Genomic DNA, 22,513 nt, shown 5'->3' with positions numbered 1-22,513 from the left:
ATCTTCCACAGGCTGACAATTCGCTATGCGTGCGCGAGCCGTTCCTGGATCAGCGAGAGGAGTTCCCTGCCAGCGAACGGCTTTTCCAGATGGGGGCTTGGTACCGATTCCAGGAAGGCGCGGGCCTGAGGCGTCACCGCGCCGCCGGTGAGGAAGATGACCCGCTGGGCCTGCTCGGGGTGGCGGGCCTGGAGGGCGGAGTAGAAGTCCATCCCACTCATGCCCGGCATCATCAGGTCGCAGAAGACGACGTCGAAGCGCTCGCCGGCCTCGATGCGCTCCAAGGCCTCCTGGGCCCGGGTGAAGAGGGTGACGTCGTGGTGCGGACGCAGCGTACGCCCCAGGGCCGTGCAGACGAGCGGCTCGTCGTCCACCACCAGCACGCTGCCCCGTTTCTCCGTGGGGGCGGGCGGCGGAGCGGGCGGTGGGCGCTCGGTCCCGAGTCGCTGGGAGGGGGTCAGGAGCACCTGGAAGGTGGAGCCCCTGCCCGGCTCGCTCGTCGCATGGATTTCCCCACCCAGGGCCGTCACCAGGCTGTGGCAGATGGACAGGCCCAGTCCGGTGCCCACCCCGGGCTCCTTGGTGGTGAAGAAGGGGTCGAACAGGCGCGGCAGGTGTTCCTTGGCGATACCGGCGCCCGTGTCCGACACCTCCACGCAGACGTGGCCGTTGCCCGAAAGGCGGGTGACGACGCGGATTTCATGGCGCTCCGGCGTCCCGGAGGGAATGGCCTGGGCGGCGTTCACCAGCAGGTTGAGGAACACCTGTCCCAACCGTGACTCGTTGCCGACCACGGTGGGGACCGCGTCGAGCTGCTTCACCAGGCGGGCGCGGTGACGAATCTCCGTGGTGGCCAGGTTCAGCGTGGACTCCAGCACCTGCCGGACGTCCACTTCCTCGCTCTCCGCTGAGTCCACCCGGCTGAACGTCTTCAAGTCCCGGACGATGCTGCGCACCCGGTCGGCGCCCTGCTGCGCCTCGGCGAGCGCGGCCTGGGCGCTGGCCACCGCCTCCGCCAGCCGGGGCTCCATGTTCCGGGTGCCGGTGGGCAGCACGCCGGTGAGCTCCTCGCGTGCGAAGGCCAGGTTGGCGGTGAGGTAGGCCAGGGGGTTGTTGATTTCGTGTGCCACGCCCGCGGCCAGTGTGCCGACGGAGGCCATGCGCTGCGCGAGCATCAGCCGCGCCTGCATCTGGTAGCGCTCCGTCAAGTCATGGGAGACGGCAACGATGGAGTCCTCGCCGTCGAAGGGCAGGGGAAAGGTGGTGGACTCCACGTGCAGCACGCTGCCGTCGCGTTTGAGCAGCCGCCGCTCCTGGTGCGCCGCGCGGCCGGTGCGGATGGCTTCGTGCATGCGCGCGTTGGCGCTGGCGAAGTCCTCCTTGGGGATGATGTCGGAGAAGTGCTTGCCCAGCAGCTCGTTCGCACTCTCGTAGCCCAGGGCCGTGGCGACCTTGAGGTTGGCGTAGCGCACGCGCGAGTCGGTGTCGAAGACGGCCACCATGTCCGGCAGGCTGCCGATGAGGGTGCGGAAGCTCACCTCCGAGCGGCGCAGGCTCTCCTCGGCGCGCTTGAGCGGGGTGATGTCCGGGAAGAAGGCGATGATGTGGGGCGTGCCGCCGTAGGGCACCAGGCCCATGAAGAGCAACGTGTGCCGCAGCTCGCCCTCGCGGGTGCGGTACTGCGCGTCCACGCCGCGCACCGTGCCGTGGCGCCGCAGCGTGTCCACGATTTGCGAGCGGTTCAGGGGCGCCTGCCACAGCGCCAGCTCCATCGTGGTGCGCCCGATGACCTCCTCGCGCGTGTAGCCGAAGAGTTCGAAGTAGGCTTCGTTGGCCGCCACCACGCGCCCCTCGGTGATGGTGGTGATGGACGTGGGCACGGGGCTGACGGCCAGCAGCGTCTCCTTCAGGTCATCTCCGAAGGGCAGGCCCTTGCGGCCCTCGCGCCGGACGAAGCGGCGGTGGGCCAGCTCCAACCGCAGCGCCAGTTCCTCCTCATCCACGGGCCACGCGAGCAAATCATCGGCGCCGGCCTCCAGGACGGGCCGCAGTCCGCCCAGCGCGCCCCGGTGGCCCAGGAGGAGCAACACGGATTCCTCACCGCCGGGCAGGCTGCGAAGTGCGCGCACCAGCGGGACGCGGGAGGGGTCCGTCCGGGCATCCACCATCACCAGCGCGCACGTTCCGCTGCGCCACGCGGCGGGCACCTCCGCCTCGCGCGTCACGGTGACCACCGTGTGTCCCTGCTCACGCAGCCAGGACTCGACTGGCGCCAGGTCCGCCCCTCCCCCCTGGGTGACAATCAGGACCCGCATGGGACACCTCTTGATGACGAACGCTCATCGTTACACGACGTTTGCTGTTGTAAAAGCGGGGTGCCGTGCCGGTGTGGCGTGCAGGTGACGAAGCGCCCGGGCTGATACACTGGCTTCAGGACCGGGGTGGACCGGTGGAGACAGGGGGAACTCATGGAACGGCGGGGCTTTGACGACAAGACGGCCACCGAGCCGCGGAAGCCCCCACCGTTGCCGGTGCAGGTGCCTCGGCGGAACTTCGAAGGGCTCTTCGTCCATGCGTTGAAGCCCACGGGGTCCTTCGCCCAGTCCTTGCGAGACATTGGCTACGACATGGAGGCGTCGCAGGAGTACTACCCGCTGGTGGTGTGGCGGGCGGCGCTGGGGGTGGCCCGTCGCTATGCCTGCGTGGGGCAGCCGCCCGAGGCGGCCAACCGCGTCCTGGGGCACCGCTATGTGGAGGGGTTCGCCCAGACACTGGTGGGTCGCATCTTCGCCACCGCCGCGCCCCTGTTGGGGACGGAAAGGTGTCTGACGCGACTGCCCACGTATCTGCGGGCGGGGCGCGAGGACATGAAGATGCTGCTGGAGCCGGTGCAGGCGGGGGAATGGCGCATCCGCGTCGTGGACCCGGACCCGCTGCCGGACTTCGTCGCCGGCGTGGTGGAAGGCGTCCTGCTGCGCACCAAGGTGTTGCCCCAGGTGGAGGTGCTGGAGCGGCAGACCGCGGGGTACGCCCTGCGGGTGCGCTGGACGGGCGCCTGAGCGGGCCTCCGGGCTCCGGGTGTCCGCCTCATCGCCAGCCAGGGAGGCGGGTTCCCACGGGTGCTCCCTCAGTTGTGATTGGCGGCGAAGTGTCCAGTCGTTAAACCTGCCACCCGTATGCACAAGACTCACCTCGTTGGCGCGCGCACGCACAACCTGAAGGACCTGTCGGTCGACCTCTCGGAAGGGGAGTTCGTCTGTGTCACTGGCGTCTCTGGCGCCGGTAAGTCGAGCCTGGCGCTCGACACCCTGTATGCCGAGGGGCAGCGGCGCTTCGTGGAGAGCTTCAGCCCGTACGCCCGGCAGTTCCTCGAGCGGCTGGAGCGGCCGCCCATGGACGCCCTGGAGCCCGTGGCCGCGGGCGTGGCCGTGGACCGGCGCGCGCCCGTGAAGAGCTCGCGCTCCACGGTGGCCACGCTGGCGGACGTGGAGCCGTACCTGTCCGCGCTCTTCACCCGTGAAGCCGTGCCCGTCTGCGGCACCTGCGGCGTGGAGGCGGTGCGGACGGACGCGCGCGTGGCAGCGGCCGCGGCCATTCGCGAGCACACGGACGCGCAGGCCATCCTCACCTTCCCGCTGCGCATCCCCGACACGGCGGCCTTCCTGGACGCGCGGGCCCGGCTGCTGAAGGACGGCTACCACCGGCTGATGGTGCAGGGCGAGGTGAAGGAGCTGGAGTCGCTCCGTCCCGCCGAGGCGACCGACCCGGCTGGAATCGCGCGCGTGGTGGTGGACCGGGTGAAGCTGACGAACGCGCAGTTGTCGCGCGTGACGCAGGCCCTGGAGGACGCGTGGAACCGCGCGGACGGCGAGGCGCACCTCTTCGTCCCTGGGCAGAGCGTGCCCCAGCGGCTGCGGCGCGGGCTGGTGTGCCCCAAGTGCGCGCGGGAGTTCGAGGCCGCGCGGCCCGGCCTCTTCAGCTACCAGTCGCCGGTGGGTGCGTGCGCCGCGTGCCGTGGGTTCGGCCGCACCATTGGCATCGACTGGGGCAAGGTGATTCCCAACCCCGAGCTGAGCCTGTCGGAGGGGGCCATCCGTCCCTGGTCCGGCCAGTCCACCACGTGGGAGCGCGGCATGCTCCAGCGCTGGTGCAAGGCGCGGGGGATTCCGTGGGACAAGCCCTGGGGCCTGCTGACGCCCGAGCAGCGCGAGTCGGTGCTGGAGGGCGAGGGCGACTACGACGAGGGCCGCGCCTACCCGGGCGTGCGCGCGTGGTTCCGGTGGATGGAGGGCCGCACGTACAAGATGCACGTGCGCGTGCTGCTGGCGCGCTATCGCGCCTACACGTTGTGCGAGAGCTGTGGTGGCGGACGCCTCAACGCCCAGGCGCGTGCGTACCGAGTGGGCGGGCTGGATTTGCCGTCGTGGCACCACCTGGAGCTGACGGATGCGCTGGCGCGGCTGGACGCGCTGCGCACCATCACGGGACAGGGTGAGCTGGCGCGGCGCGAACTGGCCGGCCGCCTGCGCTACCTCCAGCGGGTGGGTCTGGGCTACCTCACGCTGGACCGCCCCGCGCGCACGCTGTCGGGCGGCGAGGCGCAGCGCGTGTCCCTGACGGCCGCGCTGGGCACGTCCCTCACCGGCGCGCTCTTCGTGCTGGATGAGCCCACCGTGGGCCTGCACCCGGGCGACGTGCCGCCGCTGACGGAGGCCATCGCGGAGCTGGCGGAGCGGGGCAACATCGCGCTGGTCATCGAGCATGATCCGCTGGTCATCCGCTCGGCGCACCGCGTGCTGGAGCTGGGGCCCGGGGCCGGGAAGCAGGGCGGGCGGCTGGTATTCGATGGCACGCCGGAGGCGCTGGCGAAGAAGCAGGACCTGCCCACGGGGCGGCTGCTGGCCGGCGTGGACGAGGTGCCGCGCACGCCGCGCACGCGCACCGGGGCGTTGGTGATTCGGGGGGCCCGCGAGCACAACCTGAAGGACCTCACGGTGGAGGTGCCCCTGGGCGTGCTGTGCGCGGTGACGGGGCCCAGCGGCTCGGGGAAGAGCACGCTGATGGACGAGGTGCTGTACCGGCACCTGGCGCGGCGGCTGGGCGTGAAGGACGTGGAGGCACCCGGCGCGGTGGACGCGGTGGAGGGCATGGAGGCGGTGAAGGCCATCACCCTGGTGGACCAGTCCCCGCTGGGGCGCACCTCGCGCGGCAACGCGGCCACGTACACCAAGGCGTGGGACCGGCTGCGCGAGCGCTTCGCCTCCGAGCCCGACGCGGAGGTGCGCGGCCTCACGGCGGCGCATTTCTCCTTCAACGTCGACAAGGGCCGCTGCGAGGCTTGCTCGGGCGAGGGCTACGAGACGGTGGAGATGCAGTTCCTCGCCGACGTGGCGCTGCTGTGCGCGGTGTGCCGCGGCCGGCGCTTCAAGGAAGAGGTGCTGGCCGTCCGCCATCAGGGCTTCAGCGTGGCCCAGGTGCTGGAGATGACGGTGGACGAGGTGCTCCAGCACTTCGGCGGCGACACGGCGCTGAAGCGCACGCTGGGGCCGGTGGCGCGGCTGGGGCTGGGCTACTTGCCGCTGGGTCAGCCGTTGTCCACGCTGTCCGGGGGCGAAGCGCAGCGTTTGAAGCTGGCGCGGGCGCTGGCAAATGAGGCGCAGGGGACGCTGTTCCTCATCGACGAGCCCAGCGCTGGCTTGCACGCGGAGGACGTGCGCCACGTCATCACCGCGCTGAATGCGCTCGTGGACTTCGGCGCGAGCGTGCTGGTGGTGGACCACGACGTGGCGGTGATGAAGGCCTCGGACTGGGTCATCGACCTGGGCCCCGTGGGCGGCCGTGACGGTGGCCGGCTGGTGGCGGAAGGGACGCCGGAGGACGTGGCTCGCGGCAAGGGCGCCACCGCCCAGGCACTGCGGGGCGAGCGCAAGCCGCTGGGCCGCGCGGTGAAGTTGCGCAAGCCGGGCAAGGGTGAGGTCCCCGCCATCGAGGTGGAGCACGCGCGCGAGCACAACCTCCACGACGTGTCGTGCCGCATCCCGCTGGGGAAGATGACCGTCGTCACCGGGCCGAGCGGCTCGGGCAAGAGCTCGCTCGTCTTCGACGTGGTGTTCGCGGAAGGCCAGCGCCGCTTCCTGGAGACGCTGAGCCCTTACGCGCGGCAGTTCCTGCCCTCCATGCCGCGTCCGGATGTGGAGCGCATCAGCTCGCTGCCGCCGTCGGTGGCGCTGGAGCAGCGCACCTCGCGAGCGGGAGCCACCAGCACCGTGGCCACCGTCACCGAGGTGGCCCACTACCTGCGCCTGCTGTTCGCCAAGCTGGGCGAGCCGCACTGCCCGGATGACGACTCGCCCATCACCTCCCTGGCGCCGGACGTGCTCTTCGCGCAGCTCACGGCGATGAAGGGCGAAGGCACGTTGCTGGCGCCCGCGGTGCGCTCGCGCAAGGGCACCTACCTGGACATCTTCGCGGCGGCGGCGCGCGCGGGAATCTCGCGGGCCATCGTCGACGGGAAGCTCGCGTCCACGGATGACCCGCCGCGCCTGGCGAAGACACGTGAGCACGACATCGACCTCGTCATGTACGAGGGCAAGCTGTCGAAGCTGGAGCGCGACGTCTTCGAGAAGGCGCTGGGCTGGGGCCAGGGCGCGGTGAAGGTGGACGCCGGCAAGGGCGAGACGCTGCTGTCCACCGAGCGCACCTGTCCCAAGTGCGGCACCGCCGTGCCGGAGCTGGACCCGCGCTGGTTCTCCTTCAACACGAAGCAGGGCCGCTGCGAGTCGTGCGAGGGCACCGGCATCCAGGGCGGCGCCGAGGCGATGGCCGAGGGCGAAGTCGCGCCGTGTCGCACGTGCGGTGGCAGCCGGCTGGCCCCCGTCCCCCGGGGCGTGCGGCTGGAGGGCGCGCGCTACCATGAGGTGGTGCAGCAGTCCGTGGCGTCCACGCTGACGCGGGTGCGCGGTTGGAAGTTCAAGGGGGACCGGGCGCTCCTGGGCGAGCCGTCCCGCCAGGAGCTGCTGCGCCGCATGGAATTCCTGGAGCGCGTGGGCCTGGGCTACCTGTCCCTGGACCGCAACGCGGCCACGCTGTCGGGCGGGGAGATGCAGCGGCTGCGCCTGTCCGCGCAACTGGGCGCGGGCCTCACCGGCGCCATGTACGTGCTGGACGAGCCCACCATCGGCCTGCACCCGCGCGACACGCACCGGCTGCTGGACAACCTGCGCGCCCTGGTGGCCACGGGCTCCACGGTGCTGGTGGTGGAGCATGACTCGGACACCATCCGCGCGGCGGACCATCTGCTGGATTTGGGGCCCACGGGCGGCCGGGGTGGCGGGCACATCCTGGCGGAGGGGCCGCCGGACGTGGTGCTGGAGAGTGATTCGCCCACCGCGCGGGCCTTGAAGGAGTCGCAGGTGCGGCCTCCCTCGGGTCGGGGCGAGGCGAAGCAGTGGATTGAGCTCAAGGGCGCGCGGGCCAACAACCTGAAGCGCGTGGACCTGCGGCTGCCGGTGGGGCGGCTCAACGTGGTGTCCGGCGTGTCGGGCTCCGGGAAGAGCACGCTGATTCGCCAGGTGCTGTACCCGGCGCTGCGCGAGAAGCTGGACCGCGTCACGGCGAAGCCCGGCCCCTTCACCTCGCTGCACGGGGCGGAGGCGGTGAAGCGCGTGCTGTCGGTGGACCAGTCACCCATCGGCCGCACGCCGCGTTCGGTGCCGGCGACGTTCCTGGGCATCTGGGACGAGCTGCGCCGCGTGTTCGCGGCCACGCCCGAGGCGAAAATCAAGGGCTTCACGCCCACGCGCTTCTCCTTCAACTCGGCCAGTGGCGGCCGGTGCACCGCGTGCGACGGGCAGGGCGCCATCTCCCATGAGATGTCCTTCCTCCCGGACGTGGTGACGCCGTGCGAGGCCTGCAACGGCGCGCGCTTCGACGCGGCCACGCTGGAGGTGCGCTACCACGGGCTCACCATTGGCGACGTGCTGCGCCTGTCCGCCGACGAGGCCAAGGATGTCTTCAAGGCGCTGCCCCGCGTGGCCGCGCCGCTGGAGTGTCTGGCCGACCTGGGCGTGGGCTACCTCCAACTCGGCCAGGGTTCCAACACCCTGTCCGGGGGTGAGGCCCAGCGCTTGAAACTGGCGGCCGAGCTGACGGCCTCTGCCCGGCACGAACCCACGCTGTACGTGCTGGACGAGCCCACCACCGGCCTGCACCTGGGCGACGTGGAGAAGCTCATCACCTTCATGGGCCGGCTGGTGGACCGCGGCGACACGTTGGTGGTCATCGAGCACCACCCGTCCGTGATTGGCGCAGCGGACCACGTGGTGGAGCTGGGGCCCGATGGTGGCGAGGCGGGAGGCCACATCGTCGCGGAGGGCACGCCCCGCGAGGTGGCGAAGCAGAAGACGCCTACCGGCCGGGTGCTCAAGTCGCTCTTTTCGGATGAGGACACACGCTCGCGTGCCGCGGCGCGGCGGGCGTGAAACGGGCGGGGGACTGGGGCATCCTGGGGAGCGGTATGAAAACCCTCCCCTTGTTGACCCTGGCCTCGGCGCTGGCCTTCACCCCGGCGCTCGCCGCGGCGCCGAAGCCTCCTCCCCCCGCGAAGTCCGAACCCACGAGCGAGAAGAAGCCCATGTCCTTCCATCACCTCTCCGCCAACCGGCTCGACGGCAAGCCGGAGACGCTGTCCGGCTACCAGGGCAAGGTCGTCCTGGTGGTGAACACCGCGTCGGAATGTGGCTACACGCCGCAGTACGCGGGCTTGGAGAAGCTCCACCAGGAATACAAGGACAAGGGCCTGGTGGTGGTGGGCTTCCCGTCCAACGACTTTGGCGGCCAGGAGCCGGGCTCGTCGGAGGAGATCAAGAAGTTCTGTGAGCTCCGCTACAAGGTCACCTTCCCCATGTTCGAGAAGGTGAAGACGAAGGGGGACGGCCAGTCGCCCGTCTACGCGTTCCTGTCGCAGCACCACCCCGCGCCCAAGTGGAATTTCCACAAGTACGTGGTGGGCAAGGACGGCCAGGTGAAGGCCGGCTTCCCCAGTGCGGTGACGCCGGACAGCGCGGAGCTGAAGGCGGCCATCGACAGCGCGCTCGCGCAGCCATAGCCCCTGAGAGGGCGCGTGGGGGCTGGCCCTCTGGTCCCCGCCCTGGAGGCATGCGGCCCTGGCTGGCGCCCTGGCATGGGCGCCGGTGGGGGCTCACCCTGAATGCCGACTCGGCTTGAAGGGAGGCCCCATGGACACCCGGGACACGGCGTGGCCGCCGCTGCCGCTGGAGGCGTGGCAGGACACCTACGCCACGTTGCACCGGTACACGCAGGTCGTCGGCAAGGTGAAGCTGGCGCTGACGCCGCCGCAGAACCACTGGTGGAACGTCGCGTTCCGCGTGACGGCGCGGGGCATGACGACGGGGCTCATTCCCTTCGGAAATGGCGCCTTCGAGGTGGACTTCGACTTCCTCTCGCACGAGCTGCACGTGCACGCCACCCGTGGACCGTCCCGGGTGATGGCGCTGGAGCCCCGGCCCGTCGCGGAGTTCTACCGGGACTTCATGGCGACGCTGCGCTCCATGGGCATCGACGTGCGCATCTGGGAGCAGCCCGTCGAGATTCCCGACGACACCACGCCCTTCGGTAAGGACTGGCACCACGCCAGCTATGACGGTGAAGCCGTGGAGCGCTGGTGGCGGGCGCTGCTTCAGGCCACGCTCGTCTTCGAGGACTTCCGCGCGCGCTTCACCGGCAAGTGCAGCCCGGTGCACTTCTTCTGGGGGAGCTTCGACCTGGCGGTGACGCGCTTCTCCGGCCGGCCCGCGCCTGCGCGCATCGGGGCGGACCCCATCACCCAGGAGGCTTACTGCGAGGAGGTCAGCAGCGCGGGCTTCTGGCCCGGCATGCAGGCCACCGGCGGCGCGGCCTTCTACAGCTATGCGGCCCCGGAGCCGGAGGGCTTCGCGCGCGCCAGCGTGCGCCCGGCCCAGGCCCGGTACGACGCCAACATCAAGGAATACCTGTTGGCGTACGACGACGTGCGGCGCGCGGAGGACCCGAAGGCGTACCTGCTCGACTTCCTCCAGAGCACCTACGAGGCCTGCGCGGACCTGGGCGGCTGGGAGCGGGAGCGCCTGGAGCGGCCGCTCATCGTCCCCGAGTCCCTGCGCGCGGCCCGCGCCGTGGAGGAGGGAACGGTCGCCGAGCAGCCCGCGCCGTGAAGCCCGGCCTCGCGGAGGCCCGTCGCCGCGAGGCCGGTGCGTGCGAAGGGCCCTCGTCACTTCGCCTTGGGCGGGAAGCGCTCCAGCACCTCCTTCACGGACTCGTCCAGCCGCCGCTGCTGCTTCTCCGCGCTGGCATTCTCGTCCAGCTCCGCCTGGGCCGTGCCGCGCCAGACGAGCTGCCTGGACTGCGGGTCGACGATGTCGAGGATGAGCGAACCCTCCTCGTACTCACGCAGCTCCGTCTCCGGCATGGTGACGGCGCCGCCCGCGAAGAAGGGGTCCGTGAAGGGACCGCCCCAGGGATAGCCGTAGTAGGCGTCCACCGTCTCCGCCTTCAGCGCATTGTGGATGGCGCCGTGCCAGCCGATGAGGAAGTCCGGGTTGGCAGTGGACTCCACCTTCTGGTAGCCGCGCGACTGCAGGTAGCGGTCCACTGACTGCTCGACGCGCGCGCCGACGATGGGGTTGTAGACGCGGTCGTCCTTGCCCGTGGGCTGTGGGAGCCAGGCATAGGTGCGGTACCCCTCCAGCTTCTGCGTGGCGGTGGGGTCATAGTTGGTGTTCACGTCGATGCTGGAGCACGCGGCGACAGCGAGCGCCAGCAGCGGTGGGGCGATTCGGGTCAGCAGCCGCAAGGAAGCCTCCTCGGTGGCGGCGCGGTGCGCGCCGTTGCCCCCCTGACGGTAGCCACGGCATGACGAGGCCCCCTCGGGCTGGATGCCCGGTCCTCCCCGGCCTCGGTGCTAATCCTTCCCGGGTTCCCGCTTCATCTTCTGGCGGCCCTCGCTGCGCGCCAGGGCGAGCGCGAGCCGGGCGCGCTTCTCCTGGGGGAGTGACTTCGCCAGCGCCAGGTACAGCTCCTTGTCGAGCGCCGCGATGCGCTCGCGTGCCTCGAAGGCACCCAGCGCCGCCGCGTCCACCTGCGCCAGGGCCTCACTGTCACCTCGCGCCGCCCGGTGGAGGATGCGCGCCGCTTCACGCACCTGCTTGCGCAGTGGGCGGCGGCGCTCGTCGAAGCGCTGTAGCGTCTCCTCCAGCTTCAGCGCCTGCGCGTTGTCCAGGTCCAGGACGTCCGACAGCTCCAGCACCTGCCGCAGCCGATGCCGCTGCTCCGCGCGCTCCATCCGCTCCTCGACGCGGGCCTCGCGCCCGGTGGGCGCGGCCACCGCCACCCAGGGCAGCAGGGCCAGCATCATCACCGCCATCCGCGTTCGCACCCTCGTCCTCACAGCGTCTCTCCCACATCGATGTCGAACTCTTCGTCCCAGCCCTGGGAGTCCTCGAACAGCACCGCGTCCAGCGGCTCCAGTCCCGCCCAGGCCTCGATGGCGGCCATCGTCTCCGCGTCCAGTTCCTCGACGTCGGTGGCGGGCGCCGCCGTCGCCGTCACCGGCGCCTTCAGTCCCAGGCCTGGCACCCGCCACGCGCCGGGCACGAGCAGTACCAACGTCACCGCCGCGACGGTGGCCACCAGCGCGCCCAGCGTCTTCAAGCCCAGACCCTGGCGCCGTGCGCCGCGGCGCCACTCCGACAGCGTGCGCCGGGGCAGCTCCTGGAGCTCCGTCTTCTCCTGGGGTGACAGCGCGGGCAGCGCCACCAGCGAGAGCAGCTCCTTGGAGGCCGCGAGCGCCTGCCGGCACCCCTCGCAGCCCTCCAGGTGCTGGATGAGTCCAAGCGCCTCGTCATCCTCCAACGCCCCCGCGGCATGCAGGTCCAGCCGCTCTTCCTGGTCAGGGCACGCAGCCATCAGTGCTTCTCCTCGGGCGCGCCCACCCGCGCCTTGAGGCGCTTCATCGCATGGTGGAACTGCACCTTCGCATTGTTCTCCGTGATGCCGAGCGTCTCGGCGATGTCCTTGAATGCCAGCCCGCCGTCCACGCGCAGCGTCAGCACCTCGCGCTGGCGGCGGGGCAGGGCGAGCACCTCGGCGCGAACCTGCCGCTCGCGCTCGGCTCGCTCCAGCCGGTCCTGAGCGGACTCCGACGGGTCCTCCACCACGTCATCCGGCCCGGAGGCCACCAGCACCGGGCGCCACCGCTGCACCTGACGGGCGTGGTTCTTCGCCAGGTTGAGGGCGATGCGCACCAACCAGGCCCGGAAGGGCGCCGGTCCCGACGGCGTGAAGCGCGCGAAGACGCGGCGCGAGGCCTCCAACGCGCGCAGGAAGGCGCTCTGCACCAGGTCCGCCGCGTCCTCCGGGCGCGTCACGTAGCGGCGCACCAGCGAGAAAACGAGCGAGCGGTGCCGCGTCACCAGCACCTCGAAGGCCGCCGGATCGCCCTCCAGGAATGCGCGGCAGAGCGCCTCGTCCGGCGCACGCTCCAGGCCCGCCCGGGCCATGCGCGCCGGCAGGGACACCACCTGGCCGCCTGTCTCCCTGATGCTCACGTGGCTCCAACCCCGGACGGAGATAAAGATTAATTTCGGCCGATTTCTGTCAGCAATTTCTGGTTGTTCGTGAATTGCAAGATATTGAGCCAGGAAACATGCCTTCCCGAGTTGATGGCGAGCAGGCCGCGCGGGGACAATGGGTGGGCGGTTGTTACCTGGGACGGGGGCATGTTGACCCAAGGAACTGGCTCACGCATCAAGGGCGGCGTGCTCATTTCGCGGCTCAACATGCTGCGCCAGCACGGTGGGCAGGCCGGGGTGGACGCGGTGCTGCGGCGGCTGCCGGCGGAGGACCAGGCGCTGCTGAGGCAGATGCTGCTTCCCGTCGGCTGGTATCCCCTGGAGCTGAACCTTCGGTTGGACGCGGCCATCGCGGGGGTGATGTCGCCCGAGGACAAGGACCGGGCCTTCCTGGAGATGGGGCGCGCTTCCGCCCATGAGGCGCTGCATGGTCCGCAGCATGTCTTCGTCAAGGCAGGCGAGCCGCACTTCCTGCTGAGCCAGGCGCCGAAAATCTACCGCTTCTATTACGCGGTGGGCTCACGCACCTATGAACAGACAGGCCCGTGCGCCGCGGTGCTGCGGACCTTCGGCGCGGAGAACGTCACCGAGCCGGACTGTCTCACCATCATCGGCTGGCACGAGCGCGCCATCGAGCTGTGTGGCGGCCGCGCCGTGCACGTCACCCACCCCATGTGCCGCGCCCGGGGCGCACCGCACTGCGAGTACCACTGCACGTGGGAGTGAGCGCCCGCCAAGGGGCCGGGGACGGGTTCGCGCGCAGGTCGCGGAGCACGTCGTCCAGGTATCGGTAGACGGGCACCACGACATGCCATGGTCGCGGCTGATGCCGCGGTCCGCGGCGGTGTCTCCGATGGAAAGCATGTGTCCGGGGCCTTACTGCGTTTGCCATGGCTCGCCGGACAGGCGTTAGGCGTTCAGGCTAAGGTCCGCGCCCGTGCGGGCTCCCAGGGACGAGCTGTCTTCGCGGCGGTTTCAACAACGATTGGCCCAGGCCATGGGCGTGACGCGGGTGGCGCGTGTCACCGGGTTGGACCGGACCGGCGTGGAGGTGGCGTGCGCGGTGCGGCCGGGCGGCCACATCCTCCAGGTGTGCAACGGCAAGGGCCTCTCCTACGACGACGCGGCCTGGGGCGCGCTGCTGGAGACGGCGGAGTTGTGGGCGGCGGAGACGGTGGTGCCGGACGCCCTCGTGTGGGGCTCGCGAGCGGAGCTGGATGGCCACCTGGGCGCGCTGTGGGGCGCGGACGAATTGGGCTCGGCGGGGGCGCTGGTGGCGCCGCGCTTGTGGAGCCCGCACGTGCGCTGTGCCTGGCTCGAGGCGCGGGAGCTGTACTCCGGTGAGCCGGTGTGGGTGCCCGCGCAGGGCCTGCACGTGCCTCCCGCCGGGAGCCCCGCGTTGGGTCCGGTGGCGGTGGCGTGGACGAGCAACGGCTCCGGCGCGCATCCGGACGCGGGGCGGGCCCTGCTGCACGCGCTGCTGGAGGCCACGGAGCGGGACCAGCTCGCGCGGATGATGCCGGAGGGGTGGACGGAAGAGGTCGTCCAGCGGCGGTTGCTGCGAACGCCCGAACTGCTCGAGCTTGCTCCCGCCGTGGAGGCCCTGGCTGGCCCGCTGCGCGAGCGGGGCTTTGGTGTGTACCTCTTCGACGCCACGCCCGCCGCGCGCACGCCGGGCGCGGTGGGGCTGCCGGTGGGCGCGGCGGTGCTGGTGGACCTGGAAGAGGGCCCGGTGCCGCTCACCGCGGGTTATGCGTGCGCGTTGACGCGCGAGGCGGCGTTGCTGAAGGCCTTGCTGGAGGCGGCGCAGTCGCGGCTGACGGACATCCACGGCGCGCGCGAGGACGTGGCCGCCGCGGACCGGGAGGCGGCGCGAGGCTTCGCGGAGGCCTGTGCCCAGGTCCGTCCACGGAGGCGCGCAGCGGACATGCCGGACCTGGGGGCGAAGGGCGCCGCGGCGGGGCAGGTGCGCCAGGTGCTGGCGAAGCTCCAGCGAGCGGGCTTCACGCGGGCGGCGGCGGTGGCGATGTCGTCACCGGTCGAGGGCCTTCACGTGCAGAAGGTGGTGGTGCCGGGCATGCGCATCTCGGAGCTCCTATGAAGCGGCGCGCGGACAAGCTCGTGGTGTTCCTGGGGCCCTCGCTTCCAGAGGCTGAAGCGAAGCGACTGGCGCCGTGCACGGTGCTGCCCCCCGCGCGCCAGGGGGACGTGTGGCGCGCGCAGCGGCTGCGGCCCCGGGCCATCGCCCTGGTGGATGGCGTCTTCGAGGCACAGCCCTCGGTGTGGCACCACGAGCTGCTGGCGGCGCTGGAGGCGGGCGTGGCCGTCTTCGGAGGCGGCAGCATGGGCGCCCTGCGCGCGGCGGAGCTGGCGCCGCACGGCGTGGTGGGCGTGGGGCGCATCTTCGAGTGGTACCGCGACGGCGACGTGGTGGACGACTCGGAGGTGGCGCTGCTGCACGCGGATGGTGAGCACGGCTGGCGTCCGCTCACGGTGCCCCTGGTCAACGTCCGGCACGCGGCGGCATGCGCGGCCCAGGCCCGGGTGCTGACGCGCGATGCGGCCCGGGCGCTCGTCGACGCTGGCCAGTCCGTCTTCTACCAGGAGCGGACGTGGGCGCGGGTGCTGGAGGCCGTGGCACCTCGCTGGTCCGCGTCCACCCGGGCCGCGTGGGACGCGTGGTTTCCGCACGGCGCGGAGGACCTGAAGCGACAGGACGCGCTCGCGTGCCTCCGGACGGCGGCGGAGTGGGTGGCTTCGGGTGCGCCCGCGCCGCACGGCGCTCCGCGCGAGCCGTCATCCCTGGTCCGGCGTCGTCGGCTGGTGGATGACGTGACGGCGACGCAGGCCGGGGCCGTGTCCTCGGGTCAGGTGCTGGACGTCCTTCGTGCGTCCCCGAACGCGCCGGCGCTGGCCGAGGCGGGGTTGCGGCGGGCGCTGCTCGCGGGCTGGGCGCGCACCCTGGGACTGGGCGTCTCCGATGCCGAGGTGGCGGAGGAAGAGGCCCGTTGGTGGCAGGCCCAGCGCGTGCCCGTCTCGCGCCGTGAGGCCCACCTCGCGCGCCTGGGATTGGACGCGGTGGGGCTGCGGCGGCTGTGTGGGGAGCTCGCGCTGGAGCGGCTCGTCCTGGCGCATTCGGCGCGCCTGCTGCCGGACGGCCCGTCCTGGGACGAAGCGCTGGCCGCCGAGGCCCGGCTGAGCGGGGCCTGGGCGGACGCCGCCGAGGCTGTGGACCCAACGGAGCGCGTTGGGTCCTCCTGAGCAGCGGACTTACCTCGCGGGTAAGTGAAAACGTGACATCCCCGGGGAAAAGGATAGGGTCAACCCTGGAGGTTGCCCTTGTCCAGCCCCGCTCACTGGGTGGTTACCGAGTCTTTCGCGCGAATGGCGCCGCCACGGGCCGTGCGTCCCGCGCGTGACGTCGCGGGTGGGGCGGGGGGAGGGCAGTGGCCGTGGCCGTGAGGTCGCCTCCCTTCCATCCGGATCAACTCGTCCCGGGCAGCGAGGTCGGCCCCTGGCGCGTGGTGGCTTCGCTGGGCTCGGGGGGCTTCGGCCGGGTCTTCCAGGTGGAGCGGGCGGGCCGCCACTACTCGCTGAAGATGGCGCTTCGCCCGGCGGGACTCCACGCGGCGGAGGAAGAGGACATCAACGGTCGGCTGGCGCACGAGGTCGCGGCGCTGCTGGCCTGCGCTCCCCATCCGAACCTCCCGGCACTGCACGCCGTGGACCGCTGGCCCGAGCCTCCTGACGGCTACCTGTACTTCGTCACCGACTACATCGATGGCGAGACGTTCCATGAGTGGCGCTGGCGGGTGAAGCCCACGGCGGCGCACCTGCTGACCGTCTTCACGGAGCTGGTGCGCGTGGTGGCGGACCTGCACCGCCGGGGCGTGCACCACCGGGACATGAAGGGCGACAACGTCCTCATCCGCCGCGAGGACGAGCGCCCCATCCTCATCGACCTGGGCACGGTGCGTCTGCCCGGGGCCACGACGCTGACGGTGGGCGTGGCGCCCGCCGCGCCTCACCTGCTGCCGCCCGAATGCGTCGCCTTCCTGCGTGAGGGCACCTGGCAGCAGGGGGCCAACTTCGACGCGGGCGTTCCCGGGGACCTCTACGCGCTGGGCGCGTTGCTGTACGAGGCGCTCACGGATGGCTACGCGTTCGACCCGAAGCTTCCGTATGACCGCCTGCTGCCCGCCATCGAAACGGTGACGCCGCGCGCGCCCCACGTCGTCAACCCGAAGGTGCCGCGCGCCCTGGGCGACATCGCCCTGCGGCTGCTCGCGAAGCGCCCCGAGGACCGCTACGCCAACACGGAGGCCCTGCTTCAGGCCCTCTGGGACGTGGCCAAGGAGAAGCGGCAGCCCGCCTGGAAGGTGTCGTTGGACCGCCCGCCCGAGGGCGCCGACGCGGAGGCGCCGCGGGTGCGCATGGTGCCCGACGCCTCCACGTCCTCGCGGCCCGTCCGTTCTCGGGAGCCGTCCGAGGTCGCCGCGGTGCTGCCCCTCAATCCGGAGCCCCGGGATGTGCCCGTGGCGGATGCGAATGCGCCCGTCACTCCCTCAGAGCCGCCCGGAGTGCCCGCGGTCGAGGCGCCCGCCGTGCCCGCATCGGCGGCGCCCGTGGCGGAGACGCCCGCGCCGCCAGCACCGCGTTCGAGGCGCCGAGCCGTCATGGGGTGGGGGGGAGCCGCCCTGCTGGGCGTGGGGTTGGTGGTGTTCGGGGTGAGCCGCCTCGCGATGCCCATCGCGGGAGCCCCGGCTCCTGCCCCGCCTGTTCCCATTGAGAAAGGAAGTCACGCAGTGACGAGTCGTTCTTCGAATCCCTCCGAGATGCCCCTCCTAGAGGCGGTGCCGTCCTCTCCGGACGCGGGCGCGGTCCACGACACGGACGCGCAGGACGAAGTGTCCGCGCAGGTGGCTTCCTCCGACGCGGAGGGGGAAGCAGCCCACGCGTCACCGTTGAAGAAGCGCCCGTCGCCAGGAAGCGCGCTGGGTAAGGCCGCCGCCGTGGCCTGCCTCTCGGCCGCGTGCGCCAGCGGGCCCCAGGTGCGGGACATGCCGCCTCGCATCCAGTGCCCGACGGAGGTGTTGGACTCCATGGCGAAGCTGGGCTTCCACCCGCCCAAGATGATTGGCAACGACTTGACGCTCTCCATGACGCCCAAGGTTTCCGTGCGTCCGGTGCCCGTGCCGCCAGACGGGGAGCCCATCACCCTCTATGCCATCGACGAGGTCCGGAGCGCTTGGAGCGGCCGCCTCCCGAAGGGGAGCCGCTTCTATGGGACGGTGTACCACGGGAAGACGGCCATCTACGGGTGGTTCACGGAGGTGGAGTACCCGGACGGCCGGCGCATCCCCATCTGCGCCAACATCGTGGACAGCGCCGCCCGGGAAGCCGTGGGGATGGAGTATGACCCTTCCAGCACTCCCGGCAGACCGATGATGTTTCCGGGCGTCAACCTGGCGATCTCCCAGGTTCTTGGAGAAATGGGGCACCGCAGGTAGCCCTCCACCTGTCATGGTGTGGAGGCGTCCTTGCTGGAGGTTGCTCGGCCTTGACTGGTTCGCCCACTTTCATCGTGCTCGCGTGGGGCTTGTTGTGGGCCACCCTGGCGGAGTCCGCGGCTGTGGAAGCGCCCGCGGGTGCCGCCGTGGTGCGGCGAATTGACGTGCAGGCGGGAGGTCTGGCCACGCCGCCGGAGGTCCGCATCAGCCCCGGTCTGTCCACCACCCTGTTCTTCGATGCGCGCATCCGTCCGGAGCAACTGGCGCTCGAAGGCCGTGAGCGGTTCCAGCGTTTCGGCGTGACGGAGGACCACCTCGTGCTGGTGCCCTCGCCCACGTTCCGGGAGGGGGAGCGGCTGCGGCTGGAGGTCCGGTTCCATGATGGCGCCGTGCCGGATCGGGCCGTGTTGGACCTCGTCGTGGATGCCACGCGGCCGGAGCGCCAGGTGGAAATCTACCGCCATGCCCGGTCCGCCGCGTCCTACCGGCAGGAGGTGGAGGAACTCCGTGCGGGGATGCTCCGGCTGGAGCGCCAGGTGCAGCAACTCCAGCGCTCCCGCACGGGAGGGGAGTACACGCGCGAGTCTCTGGTGGCGGACATCCTCGACGAGAGCACCGTCATGTTCAGGCACTGGGCGCCCCGGAAGGTGACGGGTGACTTCGTCGTCCGCCGCGCGAGCCTCGTCCGTCTGTCCCCCGGGTGGGCCGCGCTGCGGCTTTCATTGTTGCCCTCGGAGGCTGGGAAGGGATGGATGGCGGCCGGCGCGGCGCTCACCGACGCCCAGGGCAACCGGATGCGGACGCTCCCTCCCTGGCAGGAAGGGCCCTTGGACGCCGCGGGCAGCTCGCCCATCATCATCGTCCTGGAGGAGCCGGAGGCCGCGGACTTCGGCCGGTACACGCTCGAGCTGTGGGACGAGGGCCGCAAGCGGACCTTGAAGTTGGAGGGTTTCCAGGCGCGGTGAGCGCGCCACTTGAGCCTCGCGCCCCGCCGTGTAGGGTGCCGCTCAGGCCGATGACCTCCATTTCCCCGCCCGAGTCCCTTCGCTGCATCAACGCCGATTCCCGCGAGCCGGCGGGCTACCGCGCAGCGTTGGGCGACACCCGCGCCGCGTTGCTCCACACGGACCCGCCGTACTGCCTGCTCACCCGGCGGCGCAAGGGCGGGGACCTGCGAGACACGCGCGCGCACAAGAAGATCGACCAGAACCCCATCGTCCGCTTCGAGACGGTGCGCGACTACCGCGCCTTCTCCGAGGCCTGGCTGTCGAGCGCCACCGCGCACCTGACGCCGGACGCGCCGCTCATCATCTGGACGAACCTGCTGGGCAAGGAGCCCATCCTCACCGCCGCGCGCGGGCTGGGCTACCCGCACCTGCGCGGCGAGTACGTCTGGGGCAAGCGCACCACCGACAAGAACGCCAACGAGCAGACGCTGCGCGTCTACGAAGTCGCGCTCGTGATTGCCCGCACGCCCGCGCCGCCGCTGGCGCCAGGAGATTTGCCCACCGTCTGGGCCGTAGTCGGCGGCTATGACGATGAAGGTGAAGCAAAGCGTTGGGGCGGCCACCCGCACCACAAGCCCTTCTCCGTCCTGGAGCCGCTGGTGCGCACGTACAGCCGCCCAGGGGACACGGTGCTGGACCCCTTCGCGGGCAGTGGCTCCATGCCGTCGGCGGCGCTGCGGCTGGGCCGGCGGCCCGCGTGCCTGGAAATCGAGCCGGAGTGGGCCGAGCGCGTCACCCACCGCCTGCGCGAGACAGCCCGCGAGGAAGCTCAGCGCGCCAGCGCCCGGTAGAGGCGCGTGTCCGCCCACGCGGGGATGTCGGTGGGACGGTGGCCCCACCAGTTCATCACCAGCGTGCGGCGCTGCCGTGACTTTCCGGGCAGCTTCCCGTCGGGAATCTGGTTGTCCGCGTCCAGCACACCGTGGGTGAGCGTGCCGTCGAACACCACCAGCCGGTTGGGCCGGGGCGTCACCAGGTCGGCGGTGTCCAGCCGCGTGGGAGCCAGGGACGGATTGGCCGGGTCTGGCAACTCGGGCGTCACCACCAGCGCGCCGCCGCGCACCCGGTTGAGGAACAGCACGGAGGAGATGCGCGGGTGCACCAATTCGCCGGTGCGCAGCGCCAGCTTCTCGTCGCGGTCCTGGTGGAAGTCCACGCGCACGTCCGTCGGGTACATGCGTGACAGCCACCACTCCACGCCGGCCACGCGGCGTTTGCCGGCGATGTGCGGGCGCAGCGTGAGGATGATGTCCTCCACCACGTTGGCCGCGGGGCCGAAGTCGTACCAGAAGGTCGTCTGGTAGGTCTGACGCAGGCGCTCCGTGCCCACGGCACCCAAGCGTCGCAGCAGGCGGCGGAAGAGCAGGGGGGGCACGGCGTTCTCAGTGAGTCGAACGAGGGTTTCCACGAGGAGGACAGCATGCCATCTTCGCCTACCGCCCGGTGGCGCGGACCATTCTCCTCCGGCGAGGAGGGCTCGGAGATTCGATGAAAGCGCACCAGAAGATGCTCGTTGGCATTGCCTCCGGCGCGGTGGCGGGCCTCGTCGCCAACGTCGTCGCGGGCGGCGCGCCCTGGCTGGCCTTCGTCGTGGACAACGTGGCCTCGCCGGTGGGGCAGATCTTCATCCGCCTGCTGCTGATGCTCGTGGTGCCGCTGCTGTTCTCCGCCATCGTCGTGGCCGTGGCGGAGCTGGACCTCAAGCAGGTGGGGCGGCTGGGGGCTCGCACGCTGGGCTACACCGTCGTCCTGTCCTCCATCTCCGTCCTCATCGGGCTGGTGCTGGTCAACACGCTGGAGCCCGGCGCGGGCCTGAGCGACGAGGCCCGGGCGTTGGCCCAGGGCGGGATGACCATCCAGGCGGCCGCCGCGCCAGGGGCGTCCTCGTTCGGCGCGGTGCTCGTCTCCATGGTGCCCACCAACCCCATCAAGGCCGCGGCGGATGGAGACTTCATTGGCCTCATCGTCTTCTCGCTCATCTTCGGCATGGGCGTGGCGCTCACGCCGAGCGAGCCTGTCCAGCGCCTGCGCGAGTCCATCCAGGGCCTCTATGACGTGATGATGAAGCTCATCGACGGTGTGCTGAGCCTGGCGCCCTTCGGTGTGGCCGCGCTGCTGTTCGCCATGACGGCGCGGCTGGGCTTCGGCATCTTCGTGCAGCTCGCCTCCTACATGGGCACGGTGTTGCTGGCGCTGGGCCTGCACATGTTCGTCGTCTACTCGCTGTCGGTGCGCTTCCTGGGCGGGCGCAGCCCCATCGAGTTCTTCCGCAGCAGCCGGCTGGCCATCGTCACCGCCTTCTCCACGTCGTCGTCCAGCGCTACGCTGCCCACCGCGCTCAAGGTGGCGGAGGAGCACCTCAAGCTGCCGCGCAGCGTGTCGCGCTTCGTGCTCACCGCCGGCTCGGCCATGAACCAGAACGGCACCGCGCTCTTCGAAGGCGTCACGGTGCTCTTCCTCGCCCAGGTCTACGGCGTGCCGCTCAGCCTGTCCGACCAGGCGCTCATCATGTTCATCTGCATCCTGGCGGGCATCGGCACCGCGGGCGTGCCGGCGGGCTCCATTCCCGTCATCGCGATGATTCTGGGCATGTTCAAGATTCCGGTGGAGGGCCTGGGGCTCATCCTGGGCGTGGATCGCTTCCTGGACATGTGCCGCACCACGCTCAACGTCACCGGCGACCTGGCCGCCGCCGTCTACGTGGCGCGCGGAGAGTCGGCCGACAGCCCGGCCGAAGAGGGGGCCGTGGACCCCTCTGCTTCCTGACGCCGGGCATTTCCCGCCGCACCTTCCTCACAGCAAACGCAGTCCCACCGCAGTCATCGGCAAGGAGCCCCGCATGAGGGTCGCCAAGGATTCCGTCGTCTCGCTCGAATACCGGCTGCACCTGGGAGACGGCCAGGTCATCGACCAGAGCGCGCCCGAGCAGCCGCTCTCCTACCTGCACGGGCACCGGCAGATCGTTCCGGGGCTCGAAGGGGCCCTGGAGGGCATGAGCTTCGGGGAGAGCAAGCAGGTGGTGGTGGCGCCCGGCCAGGGCTACGGCGAGCACGACCCAGCGGGCGTGCGCACCGTGCCTCGCAGCATGCTGCCGCCCGGCTTCTCGCCGCAGGCCGGCCAGTCGCTGATGGCGCAGACGGACCAGGGCGACATCCCGCTGCGCATCCAGGAAGTGCGCGATGACGGCGTCGTGGTGGACCTCAACCACCCGCTGGCCGGCAAGACGCTGCACTTCGACGTCACCGTGAAGGGCGTGCGTGCCGCCACGCAGGAAGAACTCTCCCACGGCCACGTCCACGGGCCGGGCGGGCATGCGCACGGCTGACGTAGGCTCCTGACGCGGCGCGGCCAGCCTTCCAGGTTGGCCCGC

18 protein-coding genes are annotated in these 22,513 nt (G+C 71.1%); 12 read left to right on the top strand and 6 right to left on the bottom strand.

Translation table 11 applies throughout. From position 1 onward, the window contains the following. Positions 1-23 precede the first annotated feature (23 nt). On the bottom strand, positions 24-2,315 hold the full coding sequence (locus tag FMQ63_RS17915; RefSeq protein ID WP_011552461.1) for a PAS domain S-box protein: 2,292 nt from the start codon (positions 2,313-2,315) through the stop codon (positions 24-26). Between the two features lie 153 nt (positions 2,316-2,468). Here FMQ63_RS17915 and FMQ63_RS17910 point away from each other — a divergent pair, with 153 nt between their 5' ends. From FMQ63_RS17910 to FMQ63_RS17895, 4 genes are all read left to right on the top strand, one after another. Further along, positions 2,469-3,059: a DUF2378 family protein gene (locus tag FMQ63_RS17910; protein WP_011552462.1), complete on the top strand. Its 591-nt coding sequence runs from the start codon at positions 2,469-2,471 to the stop codon at positions 3,057-3,059. A 117-nt stretch (positions 3,060-3,176) separates the two neighbouring features. Then, entirely contained in the window at positions 3,177-8,480 is a 5,304-nt protein-coding gene (gene uvrA / locus FMQ63_RS17905; protein WP_011552463.1) for an excinuclease ABC subunit UvrA, read from the top strand. Positions 8,481-8,515: 35 nt separating this feature from the next. Continuing rightward, positions 8,516-9,106: a glutathione peroxidase gene (locus tag FMQ63_RS17900; RefSeq protein WP_011552464.1), complete on the top strand. Its 591-nt coding sequence runs from the start codon at positions 8,516-8,518 to the stop codon at positions 9,104-9,106. Positions 9,107-9,236: 130 nt separating this feature from the next. Beyond that, the gene (locus tag FMQ63_RS17895; RefSeq protein ID WP_171452248.1) at positions 9,237-10,211 is read left to right on the top strand and encodes a DUF5996 family protein; all 975 of its coding nucleotides are present in this window, start codon (positions 9,237-9,239) and stop codon (positions 10,209-10,211) included. Between the two features lie 56 nt (positions 10,212-10,267). On the opposite strand, the gene FMQ63_RS17890 is transcribed toward FMQ63_RS17895, so the two are convergent. The 4 genes from FMQ63_RS17890 to FMQ63_RS17875 all read right to left on the bottom strand — a co-directional run bounded on the left by FMQ63_RS17890 (position 10,268) and on the right by FMQ63_RS17875 (position 12,602). Next, positions 10,268-10,849 (bottom strand): DUF4136 domain-containing protein, encoded by a 582-nt coding sequence (locus FMQ63_RS17890; RefSeq protein ID WP_011552466.1) that lies wholly within the window; start codon positions 10,847-10,849, stop codon positions 10,268-10,270. 108 nt (positions 10,850-10,957) lie between these two features. Beyond that, positions 10,958-11,443, bottom strand: coding sequence for a hypothetical protein (locus tag FMQ63_RS17885; RefSeq protein WP_011552467.1), 486 nt, complete (start codon positions 11,441-11,443; stop codon positions 10,958-10,960). Next, positions 11,440-11,961 (bottom strand): zf-HC2 domain-containing protein, encoded by a 522-nt coding sequence (locus FMQ63_RS17880; protein ID WP_011552469.1) that lies wholly within the window; start codon positions 11,959-11,961, stop codon positions 11,440-11,442. The genes FMQ63_RS17885 and FMQ63_RS17880 overlap by 4 nt, the downstream gene beginning before the upstream one ends. Beyond that, positions 11,961-12,602: an RNA polymerase sigma factor gene (locus tag FMQ63_RS17875; protein ID WP_011552470.1), complete on the bottom strand. Its 642-nt coding sequence runs from the start codon at positions 12,600-12,602 to the stop codon at positions 11,961-11,963. The genes FMQ63_RS17880 and FMQ63_RS17875 overlap by 1 nt, the downstream gene beginning before the upstream one ends. A 171-nt stretch (positions 12,603-12,773) precedes the next feature. Here FMQ63_RS17875 and FMQ63_RS17870 point away from each other — a divergent pair, with 171 nt between their 5' ends. From FMQ63_RS17870 to FMQ63_RS17845, 6 genes are all read left to right on the top strand, one after another. After that, a complete protein-coding gene (locus FMQ63_RS17870) occupies positions 12,774-13,352 on the top strand; it encodes a TIGR02265 family protein (RefSeq protein WP_225888773.1) in 579 nt (192 codons plus the stop codon). A gap of 211 nt (positions 13,353-13,563) precedes the next feature. Continuing rightward, entirely contained in the window at positions 13,564-14,727 is a 1,164-nt protein-coding gene (locus FMQ63_RS17865; protein ID WP_011552472.1) for a YcaO-like family protein, read from the top strand. Then, positions 14,724-15,887 carry a TfuA-like protein gene (locus tag FMQ63_RS17860; RefSeq protein ID WP_011552473.1) on the top strand — a complete coding sequence of 388 codons (1,164 nt, stop codon included), beginning with the start codon at positions 14,724-14,726 and terminating at the stop codon, positions 15,885-15,887. The genes FMQ63_RS17865 and FMQ63_RS17860 overlap by 4 nt, the downstream gene beginning before the upstream one ends. Positions 15,888-16,078: 191 nt before the next feature. Next, complete coding sequence (locus tag FMQ63_RS17855) at positions 16,079-18,136, top strand: protein kinase (protein ID WP_225909911.1); 2,058 nt, start codon at positions 16,079-16,081, stop codon at positions 18,134-18,136. A 50-nt stretch (positions 18,137-18,186) separates the two neighbouring features. After that, positions 18,187-19,101, top strand: a complete 915-nt coding sequence (locus FMQ63_RS17850; protein ID WP_011552475.1) for a DUF2381 family protein — start codon at positions 18,187-18,189, stop codon at positions 19,099-19,101. A 50-nt stretch (positions 19,102-19,151) separates the two neighbouring features. Beyond that, positions 19,152-19,934 carry a DNA methyltransferase gene (locus tag FMQ63_RS17845; protein WP_011552476.1) on the top strand — a complete coding sequence of 261 codons (783 nt, stop codon included), beginning with the start codon at positions 19,152-19,154 and terminating at the stop codon, positions 19,932-19,934. Here FMQ63_RS17845 and FMQ63_RS17840 read toward each other — a convergent pair. After that, the gene (locus tag FMQ63_RS17840; RefSeq protein WP_011552477.1) at positions 19,913-20,551 is read right to left on the bottom strand and encodes a 2OG-Fe(II) oxygenase; all 639 of its coding nucleotides are present in this window, start codon (positions 20,549-20,551) and stop codon (positions 19,913-19,915) included. The two genes, FMQ63_RS17845 and FMQ63_RS17840, sit on opposite strands and share 22 nt — an antisense overlap. Before the next feature lie 80 nt (positions 20,552-20,631). Here FMQ63_RS17840 and FMQ63_RS17835 point away from each other — a divergent pair, with 80 nt between their 5' ends. Further along, complete coding sequence (locus FMQ63_RS17835; protein ID WP_011552478.1) at positions 20,632-21,909, top strand: dicarboxylate/amino acid:cation symporter; 1,278 nt, start codon at positions 20,632-20,634, stop codon at positions 21,907-21,909. 73 nt (positions 21,910-21,982) lie between these two features. After that, complete coding sequence (locus FMQ63_RS17830) at positions 21,983-22,468, top strand: peptidylprolyl isomerase (RefSeq protein ID WP_011552479.1); 486 nt, start codon at positions 21,983-21,985, stop codon at positions 22,466-22,468. Positions 22,469-22,513: the final 45 nt, after the last annotated feature.

This window comes from Myxococcus sp. CA005 (assembly GCF_006518205.1).
In the GTDB taxonomy this organism is placed as follows: domain Bacteria; phylum Myxococcota; class Myxococcia; order Myxococcales; family Myxococcaceae; genus Myxococcus; species Myxococcus xanthus.
Note: the sequence above shows the minus strand (reverse complement) of the source record. Positions and strands in the feature narration are given on the sequence as shown.

Coding starts and splice junctions, on each gene's coding strand:
- uvrA (WP_011552463.1), top strand. CDS start 3,177: ATGCACAAGACTCACCTCGTTGGCGCGCGCACGCACAACCTGAAGGAC.
- FMQ63_RS17860 (WP_011552473.1), top strand. CDS start 14,724: ATGAAGCGGCGCGCGGACAAGCTCGTGGTGTTCCTGGGGCCCTCGCTT.
- FMQ63_RS17895 (WP_171452248.1), top strand. CDS start 9,237: ATGGACACCCGGGACACGGCGTGGCCGCCGCTGCCGCTGGAGGCGTGG.
- FMQ63_RS17915 (WP_011552461.1), bottom strand. CDS start 2,315: ATGCGGGTCCTGATTGTCACCCAGGGGGGAGGGGCGGACCTGGCGCCA.
- FMQ63_RS17845 (WP_011552476.1), top strand. CDS start 19,152: ATGACCTCCATTTCCCCGCCCGAGTCCCTTCGCTGCATCAACGCCGAT.
- FMQ63_RS17835 (WP_011552478.1), top strand. CDS start 20,632: ATGAAAGCGCACCAGAAGATGCTCGTTGGCATTGCCTCCGGCGCGGTG.
- FMQ63_RS17900 (WP_011552464.1), top strand. CDS start 8,516: ATGAAAACCCTCCCCTTGTTGACCCTGGCCTCGGCGCTGGCCTTCACC.
- FMQ63_RS17830 (WP_011552479.1), top strand. CDS start 21,983: ATGAGGGTCGCCAAGGATTCCGTCGTCTCGCTCGAATACCGGCTGCAC.
- FMQ63_RS17910 (WP_011552462.1), top strand. CDS start 2,469: ATGGAACGGCGGGGCTTTGACGACAAGACGGCCACCGAGCCGCGGAAG.
- FMQ63_RS17880 (WP_011552469.1), bottom strand. CDS start 11,961: ATGGCTGCGTGCCCTGACCAGGAAGAGCGGCTGGACCTGCATGCCGCG.
- FMQ63_RS17870 (WP_225888773.1), top strand. CDS start 12,774: ATGTTGACCCAAGGAACTGGCTCACGCATCAAGGGCGGCGTGCTCATT.